The sequence below is a fragment of the Streptosporangium lutulentum genome (assembly GCF_030811455.1).
Taxonomy (GTDB): domain Bacteria; phylum Actinomycetota; class Actinomycetes; order Streptosporangiales; family Streptosporangiaceae; genus Streptosporangium; species Streptosporangium lutulentum.
This window is the reverse complement of record NZ_JAUSQU010000001.1, coordinates 825,911-846,864: the sequence shown is the minus strand read 5'-3', so window position 1 is coordinate 846,864 and position 20,954 is coordinate 825,911. Positions and strand designations below refer to the sequence as shown.

Below are 20,954 nucleotides of genomic sequence, written 5' to 3'. Positions count from 1 at the left end.
GATGAGGCCGGTGCTGCTGGAGATGAACGGCTTCGCCTCCTTCAGGGAGGCGGCCGCGGTGGACCTCCGCGAGGTGGATTACTTCGCGCTCGTCGGCCCGACCGGGTCGGGCAAGTCCACGGTCATCGACGCGATCACGTTCGCCCTGTACGGCTCGGCGCCCCGCTGGGACAACCGGCGCGTGGTCACGAACGCGCTCGCGCCGACCACCGATCGGGGCACCGTCCGGCTCGTCTTCGACCTCGCCGGGCACCGCTACGTCGCCGCCCGGGAACTGCGTCGCACCGCCCGCGGCGGCGTCCAGGTGAGGAACGCCCGGCTGGAACGGCTCGCCGACCCGGGCGCGCTCGGCATGCCGGACGACGTCACCGAGGTGCTCGCCTCCGACTCCGAGGTCACCCCCGCGGTGGAGAAGCTGTTCGGGCTGTCGTTCGAGCACTTCCTCACCTGTGTGGTGCTGCCGCAGGGGGACTTCGCCGAGTTCCTGCACGCGCAGCCGGCCAAGCGGCAGGAGATCTTCGTCGAACTGATGGGACTGGAGATCTACCCCCGGATCGCGCAGGCGGCGAACGCGGAGGCCGACAGCGAGAGGCAGCGCGCCGGACTCCTCGCCCAGCAGCTTGAGGAGTTCGGCGACGCGACCGAAAGCGCCCAGCACGCGGCCCAGGACCGGGTGGCCACGTTGGAGAAGCTCGCCGAGCGGGTCCGTGCGGCGCTGCCCGAACTCGTGAAGCACGGTGCGGCCGTCACCGAGGCGCGGAAGGCGTGCGAGACGCTGACGGCGGAGCGGGACCGGCTGGGGACGGTCACCGCCCCGGCCGGCCTTGAGGAACTCGGGAGGCGGGAACGCGAGGTCGAAGCGGCCGTCGAACTGGCCGACGAGGAACTCGCCGCGGCCGAGACCGCCGACACGACCGCCCGTGAGCGACTCGCGGCGGCACCGCCCCGGGCCCGGCTCGAACAGGCCCGCCGCGACCACCTGGAGCTTGACGAGGCGGAGAGGAGGCTGCTCACGACGCGGGCGCTGCGGCAGCGGCATGCCACGGCGCTCTCCGGCGTGACCGCCGCCGCGAAGAAAGCCGAGAGGCGCGCGCTGCGGGCGCGACGGGCGGAGGAGACCGCGGCGCGGGTCCACCTCGTGGCGGCGCTGCGACCGCGTCTGCGGGACGGCGCGGCGTGCCCGGTATGTGAGCAGCGGGTCACCGCGATGCCCGCCCCACTGGTCGCGCCCGACCTCGAAACGGCCGCGCGGGCACGGGTCCGGGCCGACCGTGAAGCGGAGCGGCTACGCGAGGAGTGGACGAAGACGTCCCGGACCGAGCAGCAGGCCACCGGTGAGCTGAACGCGCTCACCGGCAGGATCGCCGCCCTGCGTTCGGTCCTCGCCGACGCCCCCGCCCCGGGGCGGGTGACCTCCGCGCTCAGCCGTCGAGAGCGGCTGGAAAGGGCGGCGGACAAGGCGGACACGAAGCTCCGGAACGCGCGGGTCACCAGGGCGAGCACCGAGGAGAGCGCGGTGAGTGTCCGCCGGGAGGTGCGGGCGGCCTGGTCGGCGCTTGAGCGCGTTCGTGACCCGCTCGTCGCACTCGGGGCGCGGGCACTGGACCGTGACGACCTGACCGCGGCGTGGACGACCCTCATCTCCTGGGCGGCCGACGCCGCCGCCACCCGTGAGACGGTGCTGTCCGACGCGCACGAGAGGCTGGCGAGGGTCCGCGGCGACCTCGCCGCCGCCGATGACCGCCTCGCCGGCGTGCTCGCCGCCCACGAGGTGAACCTCGATACGGAGCGGCCGCTCACCGAGACGGCCGAGCCGGCGGTCGCGGCGGCGCTGGAGGGAGCGCGGCAGGGGACGCGTCGTCTCGTCGAACGACGGGAGCAGGCCGCGAGACTCGAGGTGCGGCGGCAGGACGCGGAGCGGGCGCACCAGGTGGCGAAGACGCTCGGCCACCTCCTGCGCGCGGACGGGTTTCCCCGCTGGCTGGTCGCGACGGCCCTCGACATGCTCGTCACGGACGCCTCCGAGACGCTCGCCGAGCTGTCCGGCGGGCAGTTCGAGCTGATCCACGACGACGGGAACTTCCTCGTCGTCGACCACGCCGACGCGGACAGCCGCCGGCCGGTCAAGACGCTGTCCGGCGGCGAGACCTTCCAGGCCAGCCTCGCCCTCGCCCTGGCGCTTTCGGCGCAGCTGCCGGCCATGGCCGCGGCCGGCGCCGCCCAGCTGGAATCGATCTTCCTTGATGAGGGGTTCGGCACGCTGGACGAGACGACGCTGGAGACGGTCGCCGTCACACTGGAGGAACTCGCGGCCCGCAAGGATCAGATGGTCGGCATCGTCACGCACAGCGGTGTCCTGGCCGAACGGGTGCCGGCCCGCTTCGCCGTCCACCGGGACCAGCGAACCTCCTCGGTACGACGGGAGGCTCCGTGACCCCGAGCGTCACCGCGGACGCGTGCGGGGGCACATGTCCTCCGGTCGGGCGCGATGACGTGTCGCCGGGTCTACCGGTGGTCGTCGTGAACCTCGTCCAGGTCGAAGCCCACGGAGAGGATGTCCATGAGATGCATGGCCATCTTCAGCTCCTCCGGGCGCACGGTGATGTCGCCCCTGGGGGCGATGCCGGTCGGGCGGCGGACCTCTCCCGGCCGGCTCACGGTCTGCAGGACGAGGAGGTCGTCATGGACCCGGAGCACCGCCAGGGACTCGCGGGCACCGAGGGTGACCCTGGTGACGGCGACGTGCCCGGACTGCCTCAGCGCATCCCGGAACAGGACGTACCACTGATCGGCGGCCGGGTCCGTTCCCCCGACGTAGTAGGCCTGCCCGAACAGCACCGGGTCGATGCTGCCCTCGTCGACGGAGGCCAGCACGTCGATCCGCTTCTTGTCCGGCACCGGGCCCTCGCCGTCCAGGACGACCCTCCGGCCGTCGGGGTGCCGGTGGCCCCTCGCCGCCTCCCGGCGCCCGGTCTCCCGGCCCTCTTCCTCGCGCCACCGCTTGCGACGCACCGGCGAACCGTCCCTTGCGTGCTTCTCGGTGGCCTTGTAGAGGGCTACGGGGATGTTGATGTCGCCGAAGGAGACGGTCCCTTTCCAGGTAGCTTTCATTTTTCCCCCTTCTGCAGATTATCTCGCGGAAGGGCATGGCGACCGCGGGGCGGCCCTCGGCGGAACCGCGGCCCGCGGATGACGGCACTCGAGCACGTCTTCGCCGACGGCCGGGCCGCACCCGAGGACCTGCGGACGCGGGGACCGGCCGGGCGAAGAAGACAGTCCCGCACCGACTGACCGTCACGCGGGACGGCCACATCGTCCAGGGCAGGACCCGGCGGGGACCACGACGGGGAACGTGGGCACGCCGGCGCCGGTAGGGCCGGCCAGGTGGGAACGGGCCGGGCATGCTCCGGCCCGGCACGCCAGAATGCCCCCGCGGCCATGCCGTACGACATCACGGATTAAAAATCAATAAGAGAATTGTGGGCGCATTCCTCCCATCAGAGGCATGATGAATCTGCAGCCGAAGCGGCCCTTGTCTCATCATTCAGGTAATTCGACCATGAAGAAATCATCCGGGAAGGTGAGACTTGTGCCAGATGAAGGAATTGACATCCGAAACCTGAAATTACGGGCCGCCCAGGAATTCGTTGACACCTGCGAGCACTGGATGCGCGGGCGGAAGCTGCGCGCGACGCGCCGCTGGAACATGAACGCGTGGGCCGCGCACCTGGAGACGGCCCCATTGGCGGACGGCGTCAATCCCACCTTCGATCCGCGCCACAACCGGACGCCCTGGGGCGACGCGTTCTGGATCGCGGTACAGGACCCGGCGGGAACCGTCGTGGGCTGCGTCGCCACCCGATTATTCGTCACCGAGGACTTCATGGACCTGGTCGGCTCACTACGGCTCTGGTACGACCCGGTGCCCGAGGTTTTTCAGGAGACCAGGTCGGCCCGGCCGCCCCTCCTCCAGCGTGTCTCCGGACGGGTCAGCCATGTGGGCGGCCTATGGGTGCACCCCGCCTGTCGCGGCGACTCGCTCCCCTATCTTCTGGTCCATCTCGCCCGTCTCATGGCCGTGGACCAGTTCCGCAGCGGCTGGGAGACCGGCGTCACCTTCGAGAAGCTCGCCTTCCAGCCACGTATCCGGACTTCTTACGGGTTCGAATTCGTGGTGCCCTGTTTCGATGACTACTTTCCACCGACCGGTCGTAACGAGCGCATCTATCTTAACTACAGCCGCCCTCACCATATTCTGGAAATCTTGCCCAAATGCATTGAATCACTCACAAAAGCTCCCACCGTAGCCTGACGAAACGGATGGCACCATTGGACCTGCCACGTTCACCGATCGAAGAACTCGGCGAAGAAGCACTGAACGACCGCGCATGGCGGCCACGCCTGTTCGACGCCACCGACGAGGAGGACGCCGGGCTGCTGCGAGCGATACGGGACACCGGACTCGCTCGACGGGTCCACGACCGCCTCGAGGATCAGGTGCGCCAACTCGCCCGAACCCGTCATCCGCAGGTCGGCGCCGAAGACCCGCGCCTCACCCGGTACATCGAGGAGATCCTCGACGGCCGGAACATGGCCGACTACGGGAGATGGGTGTGGTTTCCCTGGCTGGCCGAGCTGACCCGCATCCTCCCTCGTGAGGAGTTTCGCGAGCTCAGGACCGATCGCAATCGCTACAAGATCACTTTTGACGAGCAACTGGCCCTGAGCGGCCGGCGAATCGGAGTGATCGGCTTGTCGGTGGGCAATGCCGCCGCCGTCACACTGGCCCAGGAAGGCGTCGGAGGCTCGTTCAGGATCGCGGACTTCGACCGTATCGAGTTGTCGAATCTGAATCGCCTACGCGCGGGCGTCCACCAGCTCGGCCTCGACAAGACGGTGCTCACCGCGCGGCAGATGGCCGAGATCGATCCCTATCTCGACATCACCGTCCATCCTCATGGCATCGGTCCCGACAATCTCGATGAGTTCCTCCTTCACGGCGGACCGCTGGATCTTCTTGTCGAGGAGTGCGACGACCTCTACGTGAAGGTGGCCGTCCGCGAACGAGCTCGTTCCTGCGGAATTCCCGTCGTGATGGAGACCAACGACCGAGGGATGCTCGACATCGAGCGTTTCGACCTCGACCCCGATCGGCCGATCTTTCACGGGCTGCTGGGAAACGTCCGCGCGGAGGATTTGCGGGGCCTGCCGCCCAAAGACAAGGTGCCCTTCGTCCTGGCCCTGCTCGACGAGCGACAGCTCAGCACACGCATGGCGGCCTCCCTGCCGGAGATAGAGCAGACCATCTCCTCTTGGCCACAGCTCGCCTCGGGCGCCGCCCTCGGCGGCGCGGTGGTCACGGATGCCTCCCGCAGGATCCTCCTCGGCGAGGAGGTCGCCTCCGGACGTCTCTACGTCGACCCGTTGAACGAGTCGCGGGACCGGTTCCTGTACGGTGAGCCCGCGCCCGCGCCCCAGCCGTTCGATGTCGCGCCGGAGGCCGGAACAGGGCCGTCCCTGCCCGACGAACCGTCGGCAACAGGAATTCATCACCCCTGACGTGGTGCGCTGGATCGCGGCCCTGGGAGCCTCGCGCCCTCACCACACAACACGCAACCGTGGCGACTTCTCTGGCATCGCGAAGACAACCTGCTGGAATGCCGGCATGACGGAGCGCGATCAGAAGACCCTCGGCTTCGAACGCGGTGCCACCTGGGCCGCCTTCGGCGCTCTCACCGAGAATCTGCGCATGGCGGCCTCGCGCCTGGGACTCCGCGCCCGAGTGCTGACCTGGCCCCTGGACGAGGTACTGAGTTTCACCCCCGACGGACCGGCGGATCTCTCCTCCACGTCATAGAGGTTCATTCCACGGCCTACCCTGAAGCACTTCTTCTCGATAATGCACACCTTGGGTAAATCACCCCCAGAGGGACGCGACTGGCATATACGGGCATATGAACCCGGCGTGCTCTTCGGCGGCCCTGTAGAGGGCTACGGGGATATCGATGTCGCCGAAGGCGACGGTCCCTTTCCGGGCGGCTTTCGTTTTCCTCCTTTCACAGATTGTCTCGCGGAAGGGAACGGTGGCAGCCGACGTCCGCGGCCCGCGGATGACGGGACTCGGGCGCGTCTTCGCCGACGGCCGGGCCGGCGGAGGGGGTGCCCGCGGCGCCCCCTCCGCCGGCCTCAGGAGGCGCTCTGGCCGGACTGGGCGCGGCGGTAGTGACGCTGCGACTTGGAGCGCGCGCCACAGGTCTCCATGGAGTGCCAACGGCGTGTCCCGTTGCGGGACGTATCGTGAAAGTAGAGGACGCACTCGGGATGGGCGCACTGCCGCACCCGATCCGGCTGCGTCTCGATGAGTTCCGCGTACCGGCTCACGGCCGTCCACGCGGGCAACCAGCCCGCGTCGGCGTCGACCGTACGCTCCGGCCTGCCGCCGTGGATCTCCGTCCGCACCGAGCCGTGCGCGAGTACGGCGTTCAGCCGCGCCTCCGTGGCGTCGCCCGGCCGATCGAGGGCGTCCCTCAGGGCGTCCCGGGCCTCCAGCAGCGGCACCCTGGCGTCCGGCACCCGGTCGGCGAAGCCGTGCTCCGCCAGCCATCGCCCGACGTGAAGGTCGTCCTCGAAGAAGTCGACGAGCTTCCCGCCGCTCACCCACCGGGTGTTCACCAGTTCCAGCGGCAGGGGCTCTCCTCGGTGCGGTCTCTCCAGCATGTGACCGATCTTACCACCGTAGCTCGTTTGACAGGTTAGAGAAGGGCGGAATAGATTCTTACCATCAAACCGAATTTCAACAGTTAGAAAGAGGCCGAGCCATGCCCGTCCACACCTCCGGACCGACCGGCGGCACCGCCGCGGTGCCCACCCTCAACCGCACCGCGGTGGTCGACGGCCACACCGTCTTCTACCGGGAGGCCGGCGACCCGTCGCTCCCGACGCTGGTACTGCTGCACGGCTTCCCGACGTCGTCGCACATGTTCCGGCGCCTCATCGAGGACCTGAAGGACGCGTACCACCTGATCGCCCCCGACCACATCGGGTTCGGCTTCTCCGACGCACCGCCCGTCGAGGACTTCACCTATTCGTTCGACCGCCTGACGGAGATCACCCAGGGGCTGCTCGACCAGCTGGGGATAGACCGGTTCGCGCTGTACATCATGGATTACGGCGCTCCGATCGGCCTGCGCATCGCGAGCCGCGCGCCGGAGCGCGTGACCGCACTCGTCGTGCAGTCGGGAAACGCGTACGTCGAAGGGTTCACACCCTTCTGGGACGGCCTCTTCGCGTACGTCAAGGACCGCCCGGGCAACGAGGCGGAGGTCCGGAAGCTGTTCGAGGCCGAGGCCACCCGCCGGCAGTACATCCACGGCGTGCCCGAGGACCGGCTCGACCGGCTGAGCCCGGAGACATGGACCCTGGACCAGAGCCTCATGGAGCGCCCCGGCAACGCGGAGATCCAACTACAGCTGTTCTGGGACTACCAGTTCAACCTCGACCTCTACCCCGGGTTCCAGGAGTACTTCCGCACCCACCGGCCGCCGACCCTGATCACCTGGGGCGAGCACGACGAGATCTTCGGCGCCGACGGCGCCCGCGCCTACCTGCGCGACCTGCCGGACGCCGAGCTGCACCTCCTCGACGGAGGCCACTTCGCGCTCGAGACCCACGGCGACGAGATCGCGGCCCTGATGCGCGACTTCCTCGGCCGTGTCCTGTGACCCGCCCCGAGCGGGCGCGCGACCCTCGCCACCACCCGTCCGACCGGCGGCGAACCGAACGAGAAGAAGGACCTGACATCATGCCGGATATCGCCCTCACCTACATCGGCGGCCCCACTGCCCTCCTCGAGTACGGCGGAGTCCGCTTCCTCACGGATCCCACCTTCGACGCGCCGCAGACCTACGAACCCCGCAACGGTTTCGCCCACACGAAGACCCACGGCCCCGCCCTGGCTCCGAGCGAACTCGGCGCGGTCGACCTGGCCCTGGTCTCACACCACCATCACGGCGACAACCTCGACATCCTCGGTGCCGCCCTCCTGCGCGACCTGCCCCTCACGATCAGCACCACCAAGGCGGCCGAAGACCTCGGCGGCACGGTCGTGGGGCTCGAACCGTGGGCCTCCGTACAGGTCGGCAAGGTCACGATCACGGCCGTTCCCGCGCTGCACGGCCCCCCGGGGTCGGAAGGCCGCGGCCCCGTCATCGGATTCGTCCTGCGGACGGCGGAAGCGCCCAGCGTCTACGTCAGCGGGGACAACGCCTCGCTCCCGTACGTCAAATCCATCGCCGAGCGCTTCGGGAAGATCGACATCTCGCTCCTCTTCGCCGGCGCCGCCCGCATCCCCGTCGCCGAGGGCGAGCTCACCCTGTCCTCGGCGGACGCGGTGCTCGCCGCGGGCATCCTGGCGAGCGACACGGTCGTGGGGCTGCACACGGAGGACTGGGCACACCTCACCGAGTCCAGGGAGGACTTCCGCAGGGCGTTCGCCGGCGAGGGCCGATACGTCGAGACCCCGCGCGCCCACCGCGTGATCCTTCGGAAGACCTGACCCCCGAACCGCCGGGTGGTGCGGTCGCGCACCTCGTCCCCGCCTCCGGCAGGCTAGATTGACTGACCCTGGAAGGTCTGTGGAGGTCAGCGTGACGGTCACCGCCGATGATGTGGATGCGACGATCTCCCACGTGGTCGCCGTCCTGAGCCCGGCCGTCGACGCCGACCGGTCCGCGCCGGCGGGCACCCTGGAGTGGAGCTGCCGGCACACCGCCGAGCACATCGGCGACTGTCTGATGTCATATGCCGGCCAGCTCGCGGCGCAACCCACCGACAGATACGTACGATTCATGGCCACCGCCGACGATGAGGCCTCTCCCGCCCAGGTGCTGGAGTTCGCAGAAACCGGCGCACGCATCCTGGCGGCGATGGTGCGCACGACCCCGGCGCGGGTGCGGGCCTACCACCCCACCGGGATGGCCGATCCCGAAGGCTTCGCCGCCATGGGATGCGTGGAGGCACTGCTCCACGGCCAGGACATCGCCCAGGGTCTCGGCCTCCCCTTCGACCCGCCGCGCGATGTGTGCGCACGCGTGCTCATCCGGATGTTCCCGCAGGCCGCGGCCGACCTCTGTGCCGTCGACCCATGGCACGCGCTGCTGTGGTCCACGGGCCGCGTCGAGCTGCCCGGCCGTCCACGACTGCGGCAGTGGCGCTGGCACGGCGCCCCACCGGCCGGGGAAACGACACGCTGAGCCGTTTCCCGAGCGACGCCCTTGACTATGTAGATCACGTAGATCCGGGTGACGCCTTTCTCGCGATGCCCTGGAGTCAATCCGGTCACACCCATTGACACATCAAGAGATCAAGTGATCTATTCACTTTATGAGTTACAGCGAGCAGTCGTTGTCCGAGCGCCTGGCGGACGACATCGTCGAGATCATCCGCAGTGAGCGGCTGGGACCGGGCGATGTGCTGGCCTCCTCCAGGGAACTGGCCCGTCGCTTCGACGTCACCACCCCGACGGTGCGCGAGGCGCTGCGCCGGCTGGAGGCCACCGGCGTGGTGGAGTTCCGGCACGGGTCGGGCACCTACGTCGGGCCGGGCATCGACCGCCGGCTGCTGGCCAACCCGCACCTGCCCCGCAGCACCCGGGAGTCGGTGCTCGAACTGGTCGAGGCCCGCCTGGTCGTCGAGCCGGTGATCGCCGCGGCCGCCGCGCGGACCAGGGTCGCCGAGGCCGTCGAGGAGCTGAAGGCGGCGTCGGCCAACGCCCTGCACCCACCGCAGGAGTCGCTCCGCCAGTCCATGCACTTCCATGTCGCCCTGGCGGCGGCCAGCGGCAACGCGCTGCTGCGGGAGACCGTCGAGGCGCTGCTCCACGTCCGGGCGCGCGAGCAGATCGAGATCCGGCACCGCTACAACGACCGGCTCCGCGACCACGCCGAGCACGTGGAGATCTTCGAGGCCGTACGCGACGGTGACGTGGAGGCGGCCGAACGGCTCACTCGCGAGCACCTCACGGCGATCCGGGACGCGATCGCGACCGCCGAGTTCCCCGAGGCGGACCGTTGAGCCGGCGACGCCCCACGCGGCTCGGTGAGATGACGACGCTCGAAGCGGCCGAGGCCGTGCACGCCAGTCCCCTGGTCATCATTCCGGCGGGCGCGTTCGAGCAGCACGGGCCCGGCATGCCCCTGGCCACCGACACGATTCGCGCCGAGCACGTCGCCGAGCTGGTGGCCGCGGAACTCGCCGGCTCCGCGGTGATCGGCCCGTCGGTGCCGGTCGGCGTCTCACCGCACCACCTCGCCTTCGCGGGCACCGTCACCCTGACGACCACCACCCTGGCCGCGGTGGTCCGCGAATACGTCGGCAGCCTCCACCGGCACGGCTGGCGGAAGATCCTCGTGATCACCGGCCACGGAGGCAACAACGCCACCCTCACCACGGTCGCCCAGGATCTGCTCACCACCCATCCGGACCTGCAGTTCGCCTGGACCCCGCTGACCTCGCTGGCCGCCGACGTGGTGGCCGGTCTGCGGGTCAGCGAGGTCCACGGGCACAGCGGCGAGGCCGAGACGGCCCAGATGCTCCACCTGGCACCCCACCTGGTGCACACCGAACGGCTCGCCCCCGGCACCACCCGTCCCGGCGAACTCGACCCCGTCTCCCGGCTGTCGCTCCAGGGCGGCCACCCCGCCCTCACGATGCGCTACGACCGGCTCAGCCCCAACGGCGTGCTCGGCGACCCCCGCAACGCCACCCCGGAAGGCGGCCGGGCCGTCGTCGAGGCGGCCGTCGCCCGCATCGTCGCCTTCGCCAGGACCTGGATAGACGCCTAGCCCCCTTCCAGCCCATCACCGCTCGCCGACGTGCGCACCGCACGTACGGCTGTGAGTGCTGCCACAAAACCCCCGAACGACCGCATGGACGCGGCCGATGATAGGAGCCCCCATGACAGGCGCGAGAGCTCTCCTGCGCACCCTCACCGCGACGGCGACCGCCGGGCTCGTACTGCTGGGCGGCGCGCTCGCCCCCGCGTACGCCGCGGCCCCGAACACCGAAGCCGCGACGACCCGGCCCGACGGGTGCCGCGCCCCGGCACCCCAGGCGCCCGGTACGAGCGTCCTGCACTCCATGACCAGTCAGGGCATCGAGCGGACCTACCAGCTTCACCTCCCGCCGAACTACACCCCCCGCCGTGCCTGGCCGGTCGTCCTCGCCTTCCACGGGCGCGGCAACACGGGCGCCGGAACCGAGGAGTTCTCCAAGCTCTCCACGCTCCCCGCCGTCGTGGCCTACCCCAACGGCGTCATCGGCACCGGTGACGGCGACCGGCAGGCGTGGCAGGGCGCGCCCTACGAGGCGCCCGGTGTGGACGACGTGGCGTTCACCTCGGACCTGCTGGACACGCTGGAGAACAAGCTCTGCGTCGACCAGCGGCGCGTGTACGCCACGGGCAAGTCCAACGGCGCCGGGTTCATCGGCCTGCTCGCCTGCCGCATGGCCGACCGGATCGCCGCGATCGCCCCGGTGGCCGGGGCCTTCTACCCCGCCACCGGCCAGGACTGCCGTCCCTCCCGCCCCGTGCCGGTCATCGACTTCCACGGGACGGGCGACGTCACCATTCCCTACGCCGGGGACGCCGACCGGGGCCTGCCGGCCATTCCCGACTGGGTCGGCGCGTGGGCACAGCGCAACGACTGCGCCAAGCGGGTCCGCGACCGGGTGACCGAGCCCGACATCACGGTCTCCCGCTGGGTGGGCTGCGACAAGGGAGCAGAGGTCCGGCACGTCGCGGTCACCGGGGGCGGCCACACCTGGCCGGGCGCCGACAGCTACAGCGGCGGCGGCTACACCACCCAGACCATCGAGGCGCACCAGGTCCTGTGGGAGTTCCTGCACCGCTACCGGCTGCCCCGCACCGCGACCCGCTGACAGCCGACCGGCCCCTCCCGACACCGCACCACGACCGGCCGACCGCCCTCTTCAGGCCGCATCACGGCCAACCGACCGCACCTCACCGGCACCGCACCGCACCGCACCGCGACCCATCGATACGCCCTCCTCACCCCAGGCCCACCGCCCCGCCCCTCCGGCGGCGCCCCGGGCCCCATCGCCGACACCGCCACCCCGTTTCCGACGGCCGCCCCCTGGCGCCGGGTGGCGGTCCGGCCCAGCGCCGTCGCCGCACTCTCGGCCGCGGCCGCCCCGCGAGCGGGCCGCCGACATCCCCCCACAGCCGCACCGGTTCATGCCGGGCCGCCCTTCACCCGTACGGAGCCACCATGTCCGCCTCCAGCCCCGCGACACCAGAAACATCGAGGGAATCCACCGACCCACCGCTGCCGCGCATCGTCAGGGCGATGGCGGTCGTCGAACGCGCCGGCAACGCCCTGCCCCACCCGTTCTGGCTGTTCTGGATCCTCTCCGCGATCCTCGTCGTCGTCAGCGCGGTCCTGTCCGGGCTGGGCGTCTCCGTGGTCTCGCCCAGCGACGGCGAGACCGTCACGGTCCGCAACCTCTTCAGCGGTGACGGCCTGGCCATGGCCGTCTCCACGATGATCGACAACTTCGCGTCGTTCCCGCCCATGGCGACCATCGTCGTGGTCATCATGGGCGTCGCGGTGGCGGAGCGCAGCGGGTTCCTCTCGGCGCTGATGAAGGTCGGGGTCTCCCGCGTCTCCGCCTCCTGGGTCGTGTTCGCGGTCGCCTTCGCGGGCACCGTGGCCCACGTCGCGTCGGCGGCCGCCTACATCATCCTGGTGCCCCTCGGCGGCCTGGCCTTCCGCGCGGTCGGCCGCTCACCGATCCTCGGCATCGTCGTCGCCTACACCTCCATCGCCTCCGGATACGACGCCAGCCCGGTACCGACCCCCAACGACGCCATCTTCGCCGGTATCACCACCGCCGCCGCGAAAATCGTCGGAGGGGAAGCCGCCTACGTCTCGCCCCTGAGCAACTGGTACTTCAACATCGTCTCCTCCATCGTGCTGGCGGCCGTCATCACGCTGGTGACGAAGTTCGTCCTGAGCAAGCGGCCCGACCTCGACGCCGACCCCGACGCCGACCTGGAGGACATCGGGCAGCTCAACCTCAGCGCACGGGAGCGGTCCGCCCTCCGGTTCGCGGCCCTCGCGCTCGTGGCCGCCCTGGTGGTCCTGGTCGCCGTCGTCCTGCCGGAGTCCTCGCCGCTGCGCGGCGAGGAGGGCAGCATCGTCCAGTCCCCGCTCCTGGACGGCATCGCCGCGGTCGTCGCCCTGCTGTTCGGGCTCGTCGGCATCGTCTACGGAACGCGCTCCGGCTCCATCGCCAAGCCCGGTGACGTGCCGAAGCTGATGGTGGAGGGCATCAAGCAGATGGCGCCGGTGCTCGTCCTGTTCTTCGCCATCGCCCAGTTCCTCGCCTACTTCGACTGGACCCACATCGGGGACGTCCTGGCCGTCAACGCCGCGGAGGCGCTGAAGCAGAGCGGTATGCCGATCGTCGTCGTCTTCCTGCTCATCCTGGTCGTGCTGACCCTGGTCAACATCATGGTCACCAGCGGCTCCGCCATGTGGGCCCTGGCCGCACCGGTCCTGGTCCCCATGCTGATGCTCGTCCACGTCCCCGCGGAGACCACCCAGGCCCTGTTCCGCATCGCCGACTCGGGCTCCACCGCCATCACCCCGATGAGCCCGTACTTCCTGATGGCCCTGGGCTTCCTCCAGCGCTACCGCAAGAGCGCCGGCATCGGCACCCTCGCCTCCTACACCCTGCCCCTCGCCATCGCCATGACCGTCGTCTGGACCCTGCTCTTCCTGGCCTGGTGGGCCCTCGGCATCCCCCTGGGACCGGGTGCACCGGTCAACTGAGCCAATACCTCCGCGGTCCCCGTCCGGCCACGACGTTCCCCGTCACGGCCGGCCGGGGACCGCTTCGGCGTCGCCGCCATCGGGCAGGTCGTCGGCCTCGGTCGCTGAGGGGCGCGGACCACCATTCGGGCGTGGTCCCCTCCGCCGCACAGGGGGGACGCCGGCGATCACGATCGTCCGACGCCACCGGGCGAATCTGCGCGAGTTCTGCTACAACACGTAGTTAACTGATTTCATCAGGTGACAGCTACCGGCCGGGCGCCACCGCGACCGTCCCGGCGTCCACCCGTGTCAGAGAGGAAGACCGTCAGACCTTCCACCCGGCCGGATCCCGTCCGCGACGCGGCACGCACGGCCGGTCCGGCTCTCATACGGTGCGCCGTTCACACGCTCGGGGATGTTCATGATCGAGATAGTCATCGTGTCGGGATTGCTGGCCGTCGTCGCCATCACGGCCATAATGCTCATCCTGAGGCGGCTCAACGCGACGAGCCGCAGGCGGTCCCCTGCCATGGCCGACCGCGAACAGGTCGCCTTCGAGCGCTGGCTCGGCCTCCAGCCGACCGACGCCGAACGGCAACTGGCGCTCGGCCATCTCGACGAGATCTTCACCTCCGGCCGGATCGACCAGGAGGAGCACACCAAGCGCATCGCGATGATCATGGAAGCCCGGACCAACCGCGAGACCGAGGACGTCCTGAGCGAGCTGAGGCCGGCCGACGAGGCGTAGGCCGGCCTCATGCGCGACGCGGGCGCGCCCGTCGCGCATGAGGCCGGATCCCGCGTGCGCCGCGAGGGTCGAGGCGGAAGACCGGTGCCCACCGATCCTCACCGGCGGGCACGTCCGGCGACGTCAGACGATCACCGGGGACGGCCTCAGTGGCCGACGCGGTCCGAGTCGGCGGCGGCGGCCTCGCCCTGGTCGAGGGCCGAGATGGCCGCGACCTCGTCGGGCGTGAGGGCGAAGCCGAAGATGTCGATGTTCGCCCTCATCCGCTCGGGGTCGGCGGACTTCGGCACCGTGATCAGGCCGAGCTCGATGTGCCATCGCAGGACGACCTGCGCGGGCGTCCTGCCGTGCTGCTCGGCGATCTTGACGATCACCGGGTCCTGGAGCAGTTCGCCGCCCTGGCCGATCGGGCCCCAGGACTGCGTGGCGATGCCGTGTTCGGCGTGGTAGGCCCTGGCGGCGTCGCGGGTGAGGCCCGGGTTGAGCTGGATCTGGTTGACGTCGGGGACCACCCCGGTCTCGGCGAGCAGGCGGTCGAGGTGGGCGGGCTTGAAGTTCGACACGCCCAGCGCCCGGATCCTGCCGTCCTCCAGCAGCTTGGCGAGCCCCTTGAAGGCGTCGACGTAGCGGTCCTGCCGGGGCAGCGGCCAGTGGATGAGGTACAGGTCGACGTACTCGACGCCCAGACGCGCGGCGCTGTCCGCGAACGACTCCTGCACCGCGTCGTAGCCGTGCCACTCACCGTTGAGCTTGGTGGTGACGAACAGCTCCTCCCGAGGCAGGCCCGACGCGCGCAGGCCACGGCCGACGCCCTCCTCGTTGCCGTAGGCGTAGGCGGTGTCGAAGAGGCGGTAGCCCGCCTCGACCGCCTGGACCACAGCCGTCTCGGCCTCTTCGTTCGACATCGGCCACGTGCCCAGGCCGACCAGGGGAATGGAGGCGCCGTGGACGAGCTTCAGCGTCGGGGCTCCGGGTGTCTTGCTCATGAGGCTGCGGGTCCTTCGATGGAAGTACGAACGGGGGATCAGACAAATCGGTCTAACGGCACCTTAGTCGGGTCCATTCCACGCTCTGGCAGGCGCGGGCGGTTGTGAACTATCTTGTTGACGTGATCGTCAAGTCTGAGGCCCTGACCAGCCGGGGCAGGCGGACGCGGGCCGCGCTCGTCCAGGCCGGACGGGAGGCGTTCGAGGAGCGGGGTTACGACGCCGTGCGCATCGACGACGTCTGCGCCCGGGCGGGGGTCTCCCACGGCACCTTCTACACCTACTTCGGCTCGCGGGAGGACCTGTTCCGCGAGGTGGCCGGCGCGGTGGTGGGCGAGATGTTCGCCGCCAGCGTCGTCGGGACCGGCGTGCCCGAGGACCCGTACGCCAGGATCGAGGCCGCCAACCTGCTCTACCTGCGCGCCTGGGCCTCCAACTCCCGGCTCGTCCGGATGCTGGAGCAGGCCGCGACCACCGACGAGGGCTTCCGGGAGCTCCTGCTGGAGCTGCGCGAGGTCTTCGTGCGGCGAGGCGCGGAAGGGCTGCGCCGCCTGCAGGAGCAGGGCCTGGCCGATCCGGCCCTGGATCCGCGGCTGACCGCCGTGATGCTGGGCGGGATGGTCGAGCACTTCGCCCACGTCTGGCTCGACCTCGGCGAGCAGGCCGACGAGCGGACCGCCGTCGCCATGCTCACCACGCTCTGGGCCCGGGCCATCGGCCTGACCCCGGCGTCAATCGGAAGAGAGCGTTCATGAACCGGCTGGACATCTCCGGGGCCGAGTACTCGGCCAGGCGCGAGGCGATGCTCGCCAAGCTGGCGGAGCTCGACGCCGAGCAGGCCAAGGCGGTGGCGGGCGGCGGCGAGAAATACGTCGAGCGGCACCGCCGGCGGGGCAAGCTGCTCGCCCGGGATCGGATCGAGCTGCTGGTCGACCCGGACTCGGCGTTCCTGGAGCTCTCCCCGCTGGCGGGCTGGGGCAGCGACTTCCCCGTCGGGGCGAGCGTGGTCACCGGGATCGGGGTGGTCGAGGGCGTCGAGTGTGTGATCATCGCCAACGACCCGACCGTACGGGGCGGCTCGTCCAACCCCTGGACCCTGCGCAAGACGCTCCGGGCCGCCGACATCGCCTTCCAGAACCGGTTGCCGCTGATCAACCTGGTGGAGTCCGGCGGGGCCGACCTGCCGACGCAGAAGGAGATCTTCATCCCGGGTGGCCGGATATTTCGTGACCTGACCCGCCTGTCCGCCGCCGGGATCCCGACGATCGCCCTCGTGTTCGGCAACTCCACCGCCGGTGGGGCCTACGTTCCCGGGATGAGCGACCACGTGGTCATGGTGAGGGACGGCGCCAAGGTCTTCCTCGGCGGGCCCCCGCTGGTCAAGATGGCCACCGGGGAGGAGTCCGACGACGAGTCGCTGGGCGGCGCCGAGATGCACGCCCGCGTCAGCGGTCTGGCCGACTACCTGGCCGCGGACGAGCACGACGCGCTGCGCATCGGCCGCCAGATCGTCAGGGGCCTGAACCGGCGCAGGCTGGGGGTTGCCGCGCAGGCCGTACGGGAGCCGCTGTACGACGAGGACGAGTTGCTGGGAATCGTCCCCGAGGACCTGAGGATCCCGTTCGATCCGCGCGAGGTGATCGCGCGGATCGTGGACGGCAGCGAGTTCGACGAGTTCAAGCCCCTGTACGGCGGGAGCCTGGTGACGGGGTGGGCCCGGCTGCACGGCTACCCGATCGGGATCCTGGCCAACGCCCGGGGGGTGCTGTTCAGCGAGGAGGCCCAGAAGGCGGCGCAGTTCATCCAGCTCGCCGGCCAGGCTCGCACGCCGCTGGTCTTCCTGCAGAACACGACCGGCTACATGGTCGGCAAGGAGTACGAGCAGGGCGGCATCATCAAGCACGGCGCCATGATGATCAACGCGGTGTCCAACTCGACCGTCCCGCACCTCACGATCGTCATGGGCGCCTCGTACGGCGCGGGCAACTACGGCATGTGCGGCCGGGCGTACGACCCCCGGTTCCTGTTCGCATGGCCGAGCGCGAAATCCGCCGTCATGGGGCCCGCGCAGCTCGCCGGGGTGCTGTCCATCGTCAGCCGGGCGTCCGCCCAGGCCCGGGGTCAGGTCTACGACGAGGAGGGCGACGCGGCGATGCGCGAGCTGGTCGAGGCGCAGATCGAGGCCGAGTCGCTGCCGTTCTTCCTGTCGGGCCGCCTCTACGACGACGGGGTCATCGACCCCCGCGACACCCGCACCGTCCTGGGCCTGTGCCTGTCCGCCGTCAACAACGCCCCCGCCCCGGAGCCCGCCGGCTTCGGCGTCTTCCGGATGTGATCATGATCTTGATGTCTCCAGAGGCCCCGTGGTCACCCGGCCGAGGGCTCGCCCCCGGTCTACCGCCCCGCTCACCGCTCCGGGCTCACTCGTGATCGGCCGCCTTCTCGTCGCCAACCGGGGTGAGATCGCCCGCCGCGTCTTCCGCACCTGCCGCGACCTCGGCGTCGAGACCGTCGCGGTCTTCTCCGACGCGGACGCCGACGCGCCGCACGTGGCCGAGGCCGACCACGCCGTACGGCTCGCCGGGGTCAGGCCCGCCGACACCTACCTGTCCATAGAGAAGATCGTCGACGCGGCCCGCAGGACCGGGGCCGACGCGGTTCACCCCGGCTACGGCTTCCTGTCGGAGAACGCCGCGTTCGCGCGGGCCGTACTGGACGCCGGCCTGACCTGGATCGGCCCCCCTCCGGAGGCCGTCGCCGCCATGGGCTCCAAGATCGAGGCCAAGGCGCTGATGTCCGGCGCCGGGGTCCCGGTGCTCCCCGGTTTCACCGCCGGGCCCGGCTACTCGATGGACGACCTCGAACGGGACCTGGACGTCGTCTTCACGCGGATGAGCGGTTCGGCGTCCGGATGGCCGGTCCCCCTGCTGGTGAAGGCGTCGGCCGGCGGCGGCGGGCGCGGGATGCGGGTCGTGCGGCTGACCGACGACCTGCCGGAGGCGGTCGAGTCGGCGCGGCGGGAGGCCTCGTCGGCGTTCGGGGACGGGACGGTCTTCGTCGAGCCCCTGCTGGAGGGCGCCCGGCACATCGAGGTGCAGATCCTGGCCGACCTGCACGGGACGGTGTGGGCGCTGGGTGAGCGCGAGTGCTCGATCCAGCGGCGGCACCAGAAGGTGGTCGAGGAGACCCCGTCCCCGGCGATCTCCCCGGAGACGCGCGCTCACCTCTGCGACGCGGCGGTCAGGGCCGCGAAGGCGATCGGATACGTCGGGGCGGGAACCGTCGAGTTCCTCGTCAAGGACGACACGATCGCGTTCCTGGAGATGAACACCCGGCTCCAGGTGGAACACCCCGTCACCGAGTGCGTCCACGGCGTCGACCTCGTCGAGCTCCAGCTCAGGATCGCCGAGGGGACCAGGCTCGCCGCGTCGCCGCCGCGGCCCTCGGGCCACGCCGTCGAGGTACGGCTCTACGCCGAGGATCCCGCCCTCGACTGGCTCCCGCAGAGCGGCACCCTGCACCGCTTCGAGATCCCCGGGGTGACCTCGCGCTTCGCGCCCCTGTCCCACGGCCTCCGGCTGGACTCCGGGGTCGAGGACGGCTCGGAGATCGGGGTCCACTACGACCCGATGCTCGCCAAGGTCATCTCCTGCGGAGCGAGCCGCGCCGACGCGGTGAGAAGGCTCGCCACCGCCCTGGCGAACGCCCGGATCCACGGCCCCGTCACCAACCGCGACCTCCTGGTCAGGGTGCTGCGCCACGAGGCGTTCCTCTCGGGGGACACCCACACCGGGTTCCTGGACGAACACGACCTGACCGGACCGGAACACGGACCGGCCACGGCGGAGCACGACCCGGCGAGGCCGGGTGCCGTGCCGCTGTCCGCCCTCGCCGCCGCCCTCGCGTCGGCGGCGGCCAACCGGGCGGCGGCGACCGTGCAGACCGGTCTGCCGAGCGGGTGGCGCAACGTGGTGTCGCAGCCGCAGCGCACCGCCTTCGCGGAGGCGGAGGTCGCCTACCGGCTCGGCCGGGATGGCCTGCGAGCCGAGGGGCTCCCCCGCACGAGCCTGGTCAGTGCCACCCCCTCCCTGGTCGTCCTGGAGACCTCGGGCGTGCGGCACCGGTTCGCGGTCGCCCGCTATGACGGGGTGACCCACGTGGACTCCCCCCTCGGTTCCGTACGGCTCACACCGCTGCCCCGCCTCCCCGAACCGGTCGAGCACCTGACCCCGGGCTCCCTGCTGGCGCCCATGCCCGGTACCGTGCTGCGCGTCGACGTCAAACCCGGCGAGCCCGTCGGCGCGGGGCAGGTGGTCATGGTCCTGGAGGCCATGAAGATGGAACATCGCATCACCGCCCCCACCTCGGGCACGGTGTCCGCGCTGAACGTGACACCGGGCCGGCAGGTCGAGGCGGGGGCCGTACTGGCCGTGATCGAGGAGCGGGATTGACGTCCTCGCCCGGACCAGAGCCCGGAATCTCCACGCTGGAAGGATTGGGATGAACACCGACGGTGGTTGGCCAGTGGAACGCCTGGTGCACAAGGAGGTGTCCGGAGGGGTCGCGACGATCACCCTGGACTCCCCGCGCAACCGCAACGCGCTGTCCGTGCGTCTGCTCGGCGATCTGGAGGACCGGCTCAACTGGGCGCTGGCCGCCGACGACGTCCGGGTGATCGTGCTCACCGCGACCGGGCCGGTGTTCTGCTCCGGTGCGGACCTGAAGGAGCAGCGGGCCGAGCCGGGCAACGCGCACGAGGCTCCGGTGACCGCCTCGTTCCCGGAGATCATGAACCTGATCTGGGAGAGTCCCAAGCCGGTCGTCTGCCGGTTGAACGGCACCGCCCGCGCCGGAGGGCTGGGCCTGGTGGCGGCGTGCGACTTCGCGATCGCGCCGGATTCGGCGTCGTTCGCGTTCACCGAGGTCCGGCTCGGCGTGGTCCCCGCGATGATCTCGGTGACGGTGCTGCGGCGGCTCGACCCCCGGGCCGCCGCCGAGTACCTGCTCACCGGGGAGGTCTTCGACGCGGCCCGCGCGCAGGAGATCGGCCTGCTCACCCGGGCCGTGCCCGAGGAGGATCTCGACAGCGTGGTCGCCCACTACGCCGGCATGCTGCTGCGCGGCGGCCCGGAGGCGCTCGCGATCACCAAGCAGCTCGTGCGGACCGTGCCCACGCTGACCGTCGAGGAGGGCATGCGCCAGATGGCCGAACTGTCCGCCCGGCGCTTCACCTCCGCCGAGGGGCAGGAGGGAATCGCCGCCTTCATGGAGAAGCGGCCCGCGTCCTGGATACCCGGGCCCGAGGAGGCGTGATGCCCCGCGTCACCGGCCGTTCCGGCGCCGGGGAGAGGCGATCCGCGTCCCGGGTCCCCGGATCCGAGGGGG

19 protein-coding genes are annotated in these 20,954 nt (G+C 70.6%); 16 read left to right on the top strand and 3 right to left on the bottom strand.

The genetic code is table 11. The features are described 5' to 3' along the window. Position 1 precedes the first annotated feature (1 nt). A complete protein-coding gene (locus J2853_RS03590; protein ID WP_307554920.1) occupies positions 2–2,434 on the top strand; it encodes an AAA family ATPase in 2,433 nt (810 codons plus the stop codon). Between the two features lie 71 nt (positions 2,435–2,505). Here J2853_RS03590 and ku read toward each other — a convergent pair whose 3' ends face one another. Then, on the bottom strand, positions 2,506–3,111 hold the full coding sequence (ku, locus tag J2853_RS03585; protein ID WP_307554918.1) for a non-homologous end joining protein Ku: 606 nt from the start codon (positions 3,109–3,111) through the stop codon (positions 2,506–2,508). A gap of 394 nt (positions 3,112–3,505) precedes the next feature. Here ku and J2853_RS03580 point away from each other — a divergent pair, with 394 nt between their 5' ends. From J2853_RS03580 to J2853_RS03570, 3 genes are all read left to right on the top strand, one after another. After that, positions 3,506–4,312 (top strand): hypothetical protein, encoded by an 807-nt coding sequence (locus tag J2853_RS03580; RefSeq protein ID WP_307554917.1) that lies wholly within the window; start codon positions 3,506–3,508, stop codon positions 4,310–4,312. Between the two features lie 8 nt (positions 4,313–4,320). After that, entirely contained in the window at positions 4,321–5,559 is a 1,239-nt protein-coding gene (locus J2853_RS03575; RefSeq protein WP_307554915.1) for a ThiF family adenylyltransferase, read from the top strand. A 106-nt stretch (positions 5,560–5,665) separates the two neighbouring features. Next, on the top strand, positions 5,666–5,857 hold the full coding sequence (locus J2853_RS03570; protein ID WP_307554913.1) for a hypothetical protein: 192 nt from the start codon (positions 5,666–5,668) through the stop codon (positions 5,855–5,857). A gap of 329 nt (positions 5,858–6,186) precedes the next feature. On the opposite strand, the gene J2853_RS03565 is transcribed toward J2853_RS03570, so the two are convergent. After that, entirely contained in the window at positions 6,187–6,717 is a 531-nt protein-coding gene (locus tag J2853_RS03565) for a CGNR zinc finger domain-containing protein (RefSeq protein ID WP_307554912.1), read from the bottom strand. Positions 6,718–6,818: 101 nt separating this feature from the next. On the opposite strand from J2853_RS03565, the gene J2853_RS03560 reads away from it, so the two are divergent. From J2853_RS03560 to J2853_RS03525, 8 genes are all read left to right on the top strand, one after another. After that, positions 6,819–7,721 carry an alpha/beta fold hydrolase gene (locus J2853_RS03560; RefSeq protein ID WP_307554910.1) on the top strand — a complete coding sequence of 301 codons (903 nt, stop codon included), beginning with the start codon at positions 6,819–6,821 and terminating at the stop codon, positions 7,719–7,721. Positions 7,722–7,801: 80 nt separating this feature from the next. Continuing rightward, positions 7,802–8,554, top strand: a complete 753-nt coding sequence (locus J2853_RS03555; RefSeq protein ID WP_307554908.1) for an MBL fold metallo-hydrolase — start codon at positions 7,802–7,804, stop codon at positions 8,552–8,554. Positions 8,555–8,645: 91 nt separating this feature from the next. Further along, a complete protein-coding gene (locus tag J2853_RS03550) occupies positions 8,646–9,251 on the top strand; it encodes a maleylpyruvate isomerase N-terminal domain-containing protein (RefSeq protein ID WP_307554906.1) in 606 nt (201 codons plus the stop codon). 130 nt (positions 9,252–9,381) lie between these two features. Continuing rightward, entirely contained in the window at positions 9,382–10,071 is a 690-nt protein-coding gene (locus J2853_RS03545) for a FadR/GntR family transcriptional regulator (protein ID WP_307554904.1), read from the top strand. Between the two features lie 29 nt (positions 10,072–10,100). Beyond that, a complete protein-coding gene (locus J2853_RS03540; protein ID WP_307554903.1) occupies positions 10,101–10,841 on the top strand; it encodes a creatininase family protein in 741 nt (246 codons plus the stop codon). A gap of 112 nt (positions 10,842–10,953) precedes the next feature. Then, positions 10,954–11,937: a CE1 family esterase gene (locus J2853_RS03535; RefSeq protein WP_307554901.1), complete on the top strand. Its 984-nt coding sequence runs from the start codon at positions 10,954–10,956 to the stop codon at positions 11,935–11,937. 350 nt (positions 11,938–12,287) lie between these two features. Next, positions 12,288–13,853 (top strand): AbgT family transporter, encoded by a 1,566-nt coding sequence (locus J2853_RS03530; protein WP_307554899.1) that lies wholly within the window; start codon positions 12,288–12,290, stop codon positions 13,851–13,853. A 403-nt stretch (positions 13,854–14,256) separates the two neighbouring features. Continuing rightward, a complete protein-coding gene (locus tag J2853_RS03525) occupies positions 14,257–14,583 on the top strand; it encodes a DUF1707 SHOCT-like domain-containing protein (protein ID WP_307554897.1) in 327 nt (108 codons plus the stop codon). Positions 14,584–14,729: 146 nt separating this feature from the next. On the opposite strand, the gene J2853_RS03520 is transcribed toward J2853_RS03525, so the two are convergent. Beyond that, the gene (locus J2853_RS03520) at positions 14,730–15,569 is read right to left on the bottom strand and encodes an aldo/keto reductase (protein ID WP_307554895.1); all 840 of its coding nucleotides are present in this window, start codon (positions 15,567–15,569) and stop codon (positions 14,730–14,732) included. Positions 15,570–15,691: 122 nt separating this feature from the next. On the opposite strand from J2853_RS03520, the gene J2853_RS03515 reads away from it, so the two are divergent. From J2853_RS03515 to J2853_RS03500, 4 genes are all read left to right on the top strand, one after another. Beyond that, complete coding sequence (locus J2853_RS03515; protein ID WP_307554893.1) at positions 15,692–16,324, top strand: TetR/AcrR family transcriptional regulator; 633 nt, start codon at positions 15,692–15,694, stop codon at positions 16,322–16,324. Beyond that, the gene (locus tag J2853_RS03510) at positions 16,321–17,904 is read left to right on the top strand and encodes an acyl-CoA carboxylase subunit beta (RefSeq protein ID WP_307554891.1); all 1,584 of its coding nucleotides are present in this window, start codon (positions 16,321–16,323) and stop codon (positions 17,902–17,904) included. Before J2853_RS03515 ends, J2853_RS03510 begins: the two co-directional genes overlap by 4 nt. A gap of 91 nt (positions 17,905–17,995) precedes the next feature. Further along, positions 17,996–20,020 (top strand): acetyl/propionyl/methylcrotonyl-CoA carboxylase subunit alpha, encoded by a 2,025-nt coding sequence (locus tag J2853_RS03505; protein ID WP_307554889.1) that lies wholly within the window; start codon positions 17,996–17,998, stop codon positions 20,018–20,020. Positions 20,021–20,069: 49 nt separating this feature from the next. After that, positions 20,070–20,882, top strand: a complete 813-nt coding sequence (locus J2853_RS03500; RefSeq protein WP_307554887.1) for an enoyl-CoA hydratase-related protein — start codon at positions 20,070–20,072, stop codon at positions 20,880–20,882. The last annotated feature ends 72 nt before the right edge of the window (positions 20,883–20,954 follow it).

Coding starts and splice junctions, on each gene's coding strand:
- J2853_RS03545 (WP_307554904.1), top strand. CDS start 9,382: ATGAGTTACAGCGAGCAGTCGTTGTCCGAGCGCCTGGCGGACGACATC.
- J2853_RS03520 (WP_307554895.1), bottom strand. CDS start 15,569: ATGAGCAAGACACCCGGAGCCCCGACGCTGAAGCTCGTCCACGGCGCC.
- J2853_RS03530 (WP_307554899.1), top strand. CDS start 12,288: ATGTCCGCCTCCAGCCCCGCGACACCAGAAACATCGAGGGAATCCACC.
- J2853_RS03510 (WP_307554891.1), top strand. CDS start 16,321: ATGAACCGGCTGGACATCTCCGGGGCCGAGTACTCGGCCAGGCGCGAG.
- J2853_RS03565 (WP_307554912.1), bottom strand. CDS start 6,717: ATGCTGGAGAGACCGCACCGAGGAGAGCCCCTGCCGCTGGAACTGGTG.
- J2853_RS03560 (WP_307554910.1), top strand. CDS start 6,819: ATGCCCGTCCACACCTCCGGACCGACCGGCGGCACCGCCGCGGTGCCC.
- J2853_RS03525 (WP_307554897.1), top strand. CDS start 14,257: ATGATCGAGATAGTCATCGTGTCGGGATTGCTGGCCGTCGTCGCCATC.
- J2853_RS03500 (WP_307554887.1), top strand. CDS start 20,070: ATGAACACCGACGGTGGTTGGCCAGTGGAACGCCTGGTGCACAAGGAG.
- J2853_RS03590 (WP_307554920.1), top strand. CDS start 2: ATGAGGCCGGTGCTGCTGGAGATGAACGGCTTCGCCTCCTTCAGGGAG.
- J2853_RS03540 (WP_307554903.1), top strand. CDS start 10,101: ATGACGACGCTCGAAGCGGCCGAGGCCGTGCACGCCAGTCCCCTGGTC.
- J2853_RS03555 (WP_307554908.1), top strand. CDS start 7,802: ATGCCGGATATCGCCCTCACCTACATCGGCGGCCCCACTGCCCTCCTC.
- J2853_RS03535 (WP_307554901.1), top strand. CDS start 10,954: ATGACAGGCGCGAGAGCTCTCCTGCGCACCCTCACCGCGACGGCGACC.
- ku (WP_307554918.1), bottom strand. CDS start 3,111: ATGAAAGCTACCTGGAAAGGGACCGTCTCCTTCGGCGACATCAACATC.
- J2853_RS03575 (WP_307554915.1), top strand. CDS start 4,321: ATGGCACCATTGGACCTGCCACGTTCACCGATCGAAGAACTCGGCGAA.
- J2853_RS03580 (WP_307554917.1), top strand. CDS start 3,506: ATGATGAATCTGCAGCCGAAGCGGCCCTTGTCTCATCATTCAGGTAAT.
- J2853_RS03570 (WP_307554913.1), top strand. CDS start 5,666: ATGACGGAGCGCGATCAGAAGACCCTCGGCTTCGAACGCGGTGCCACC.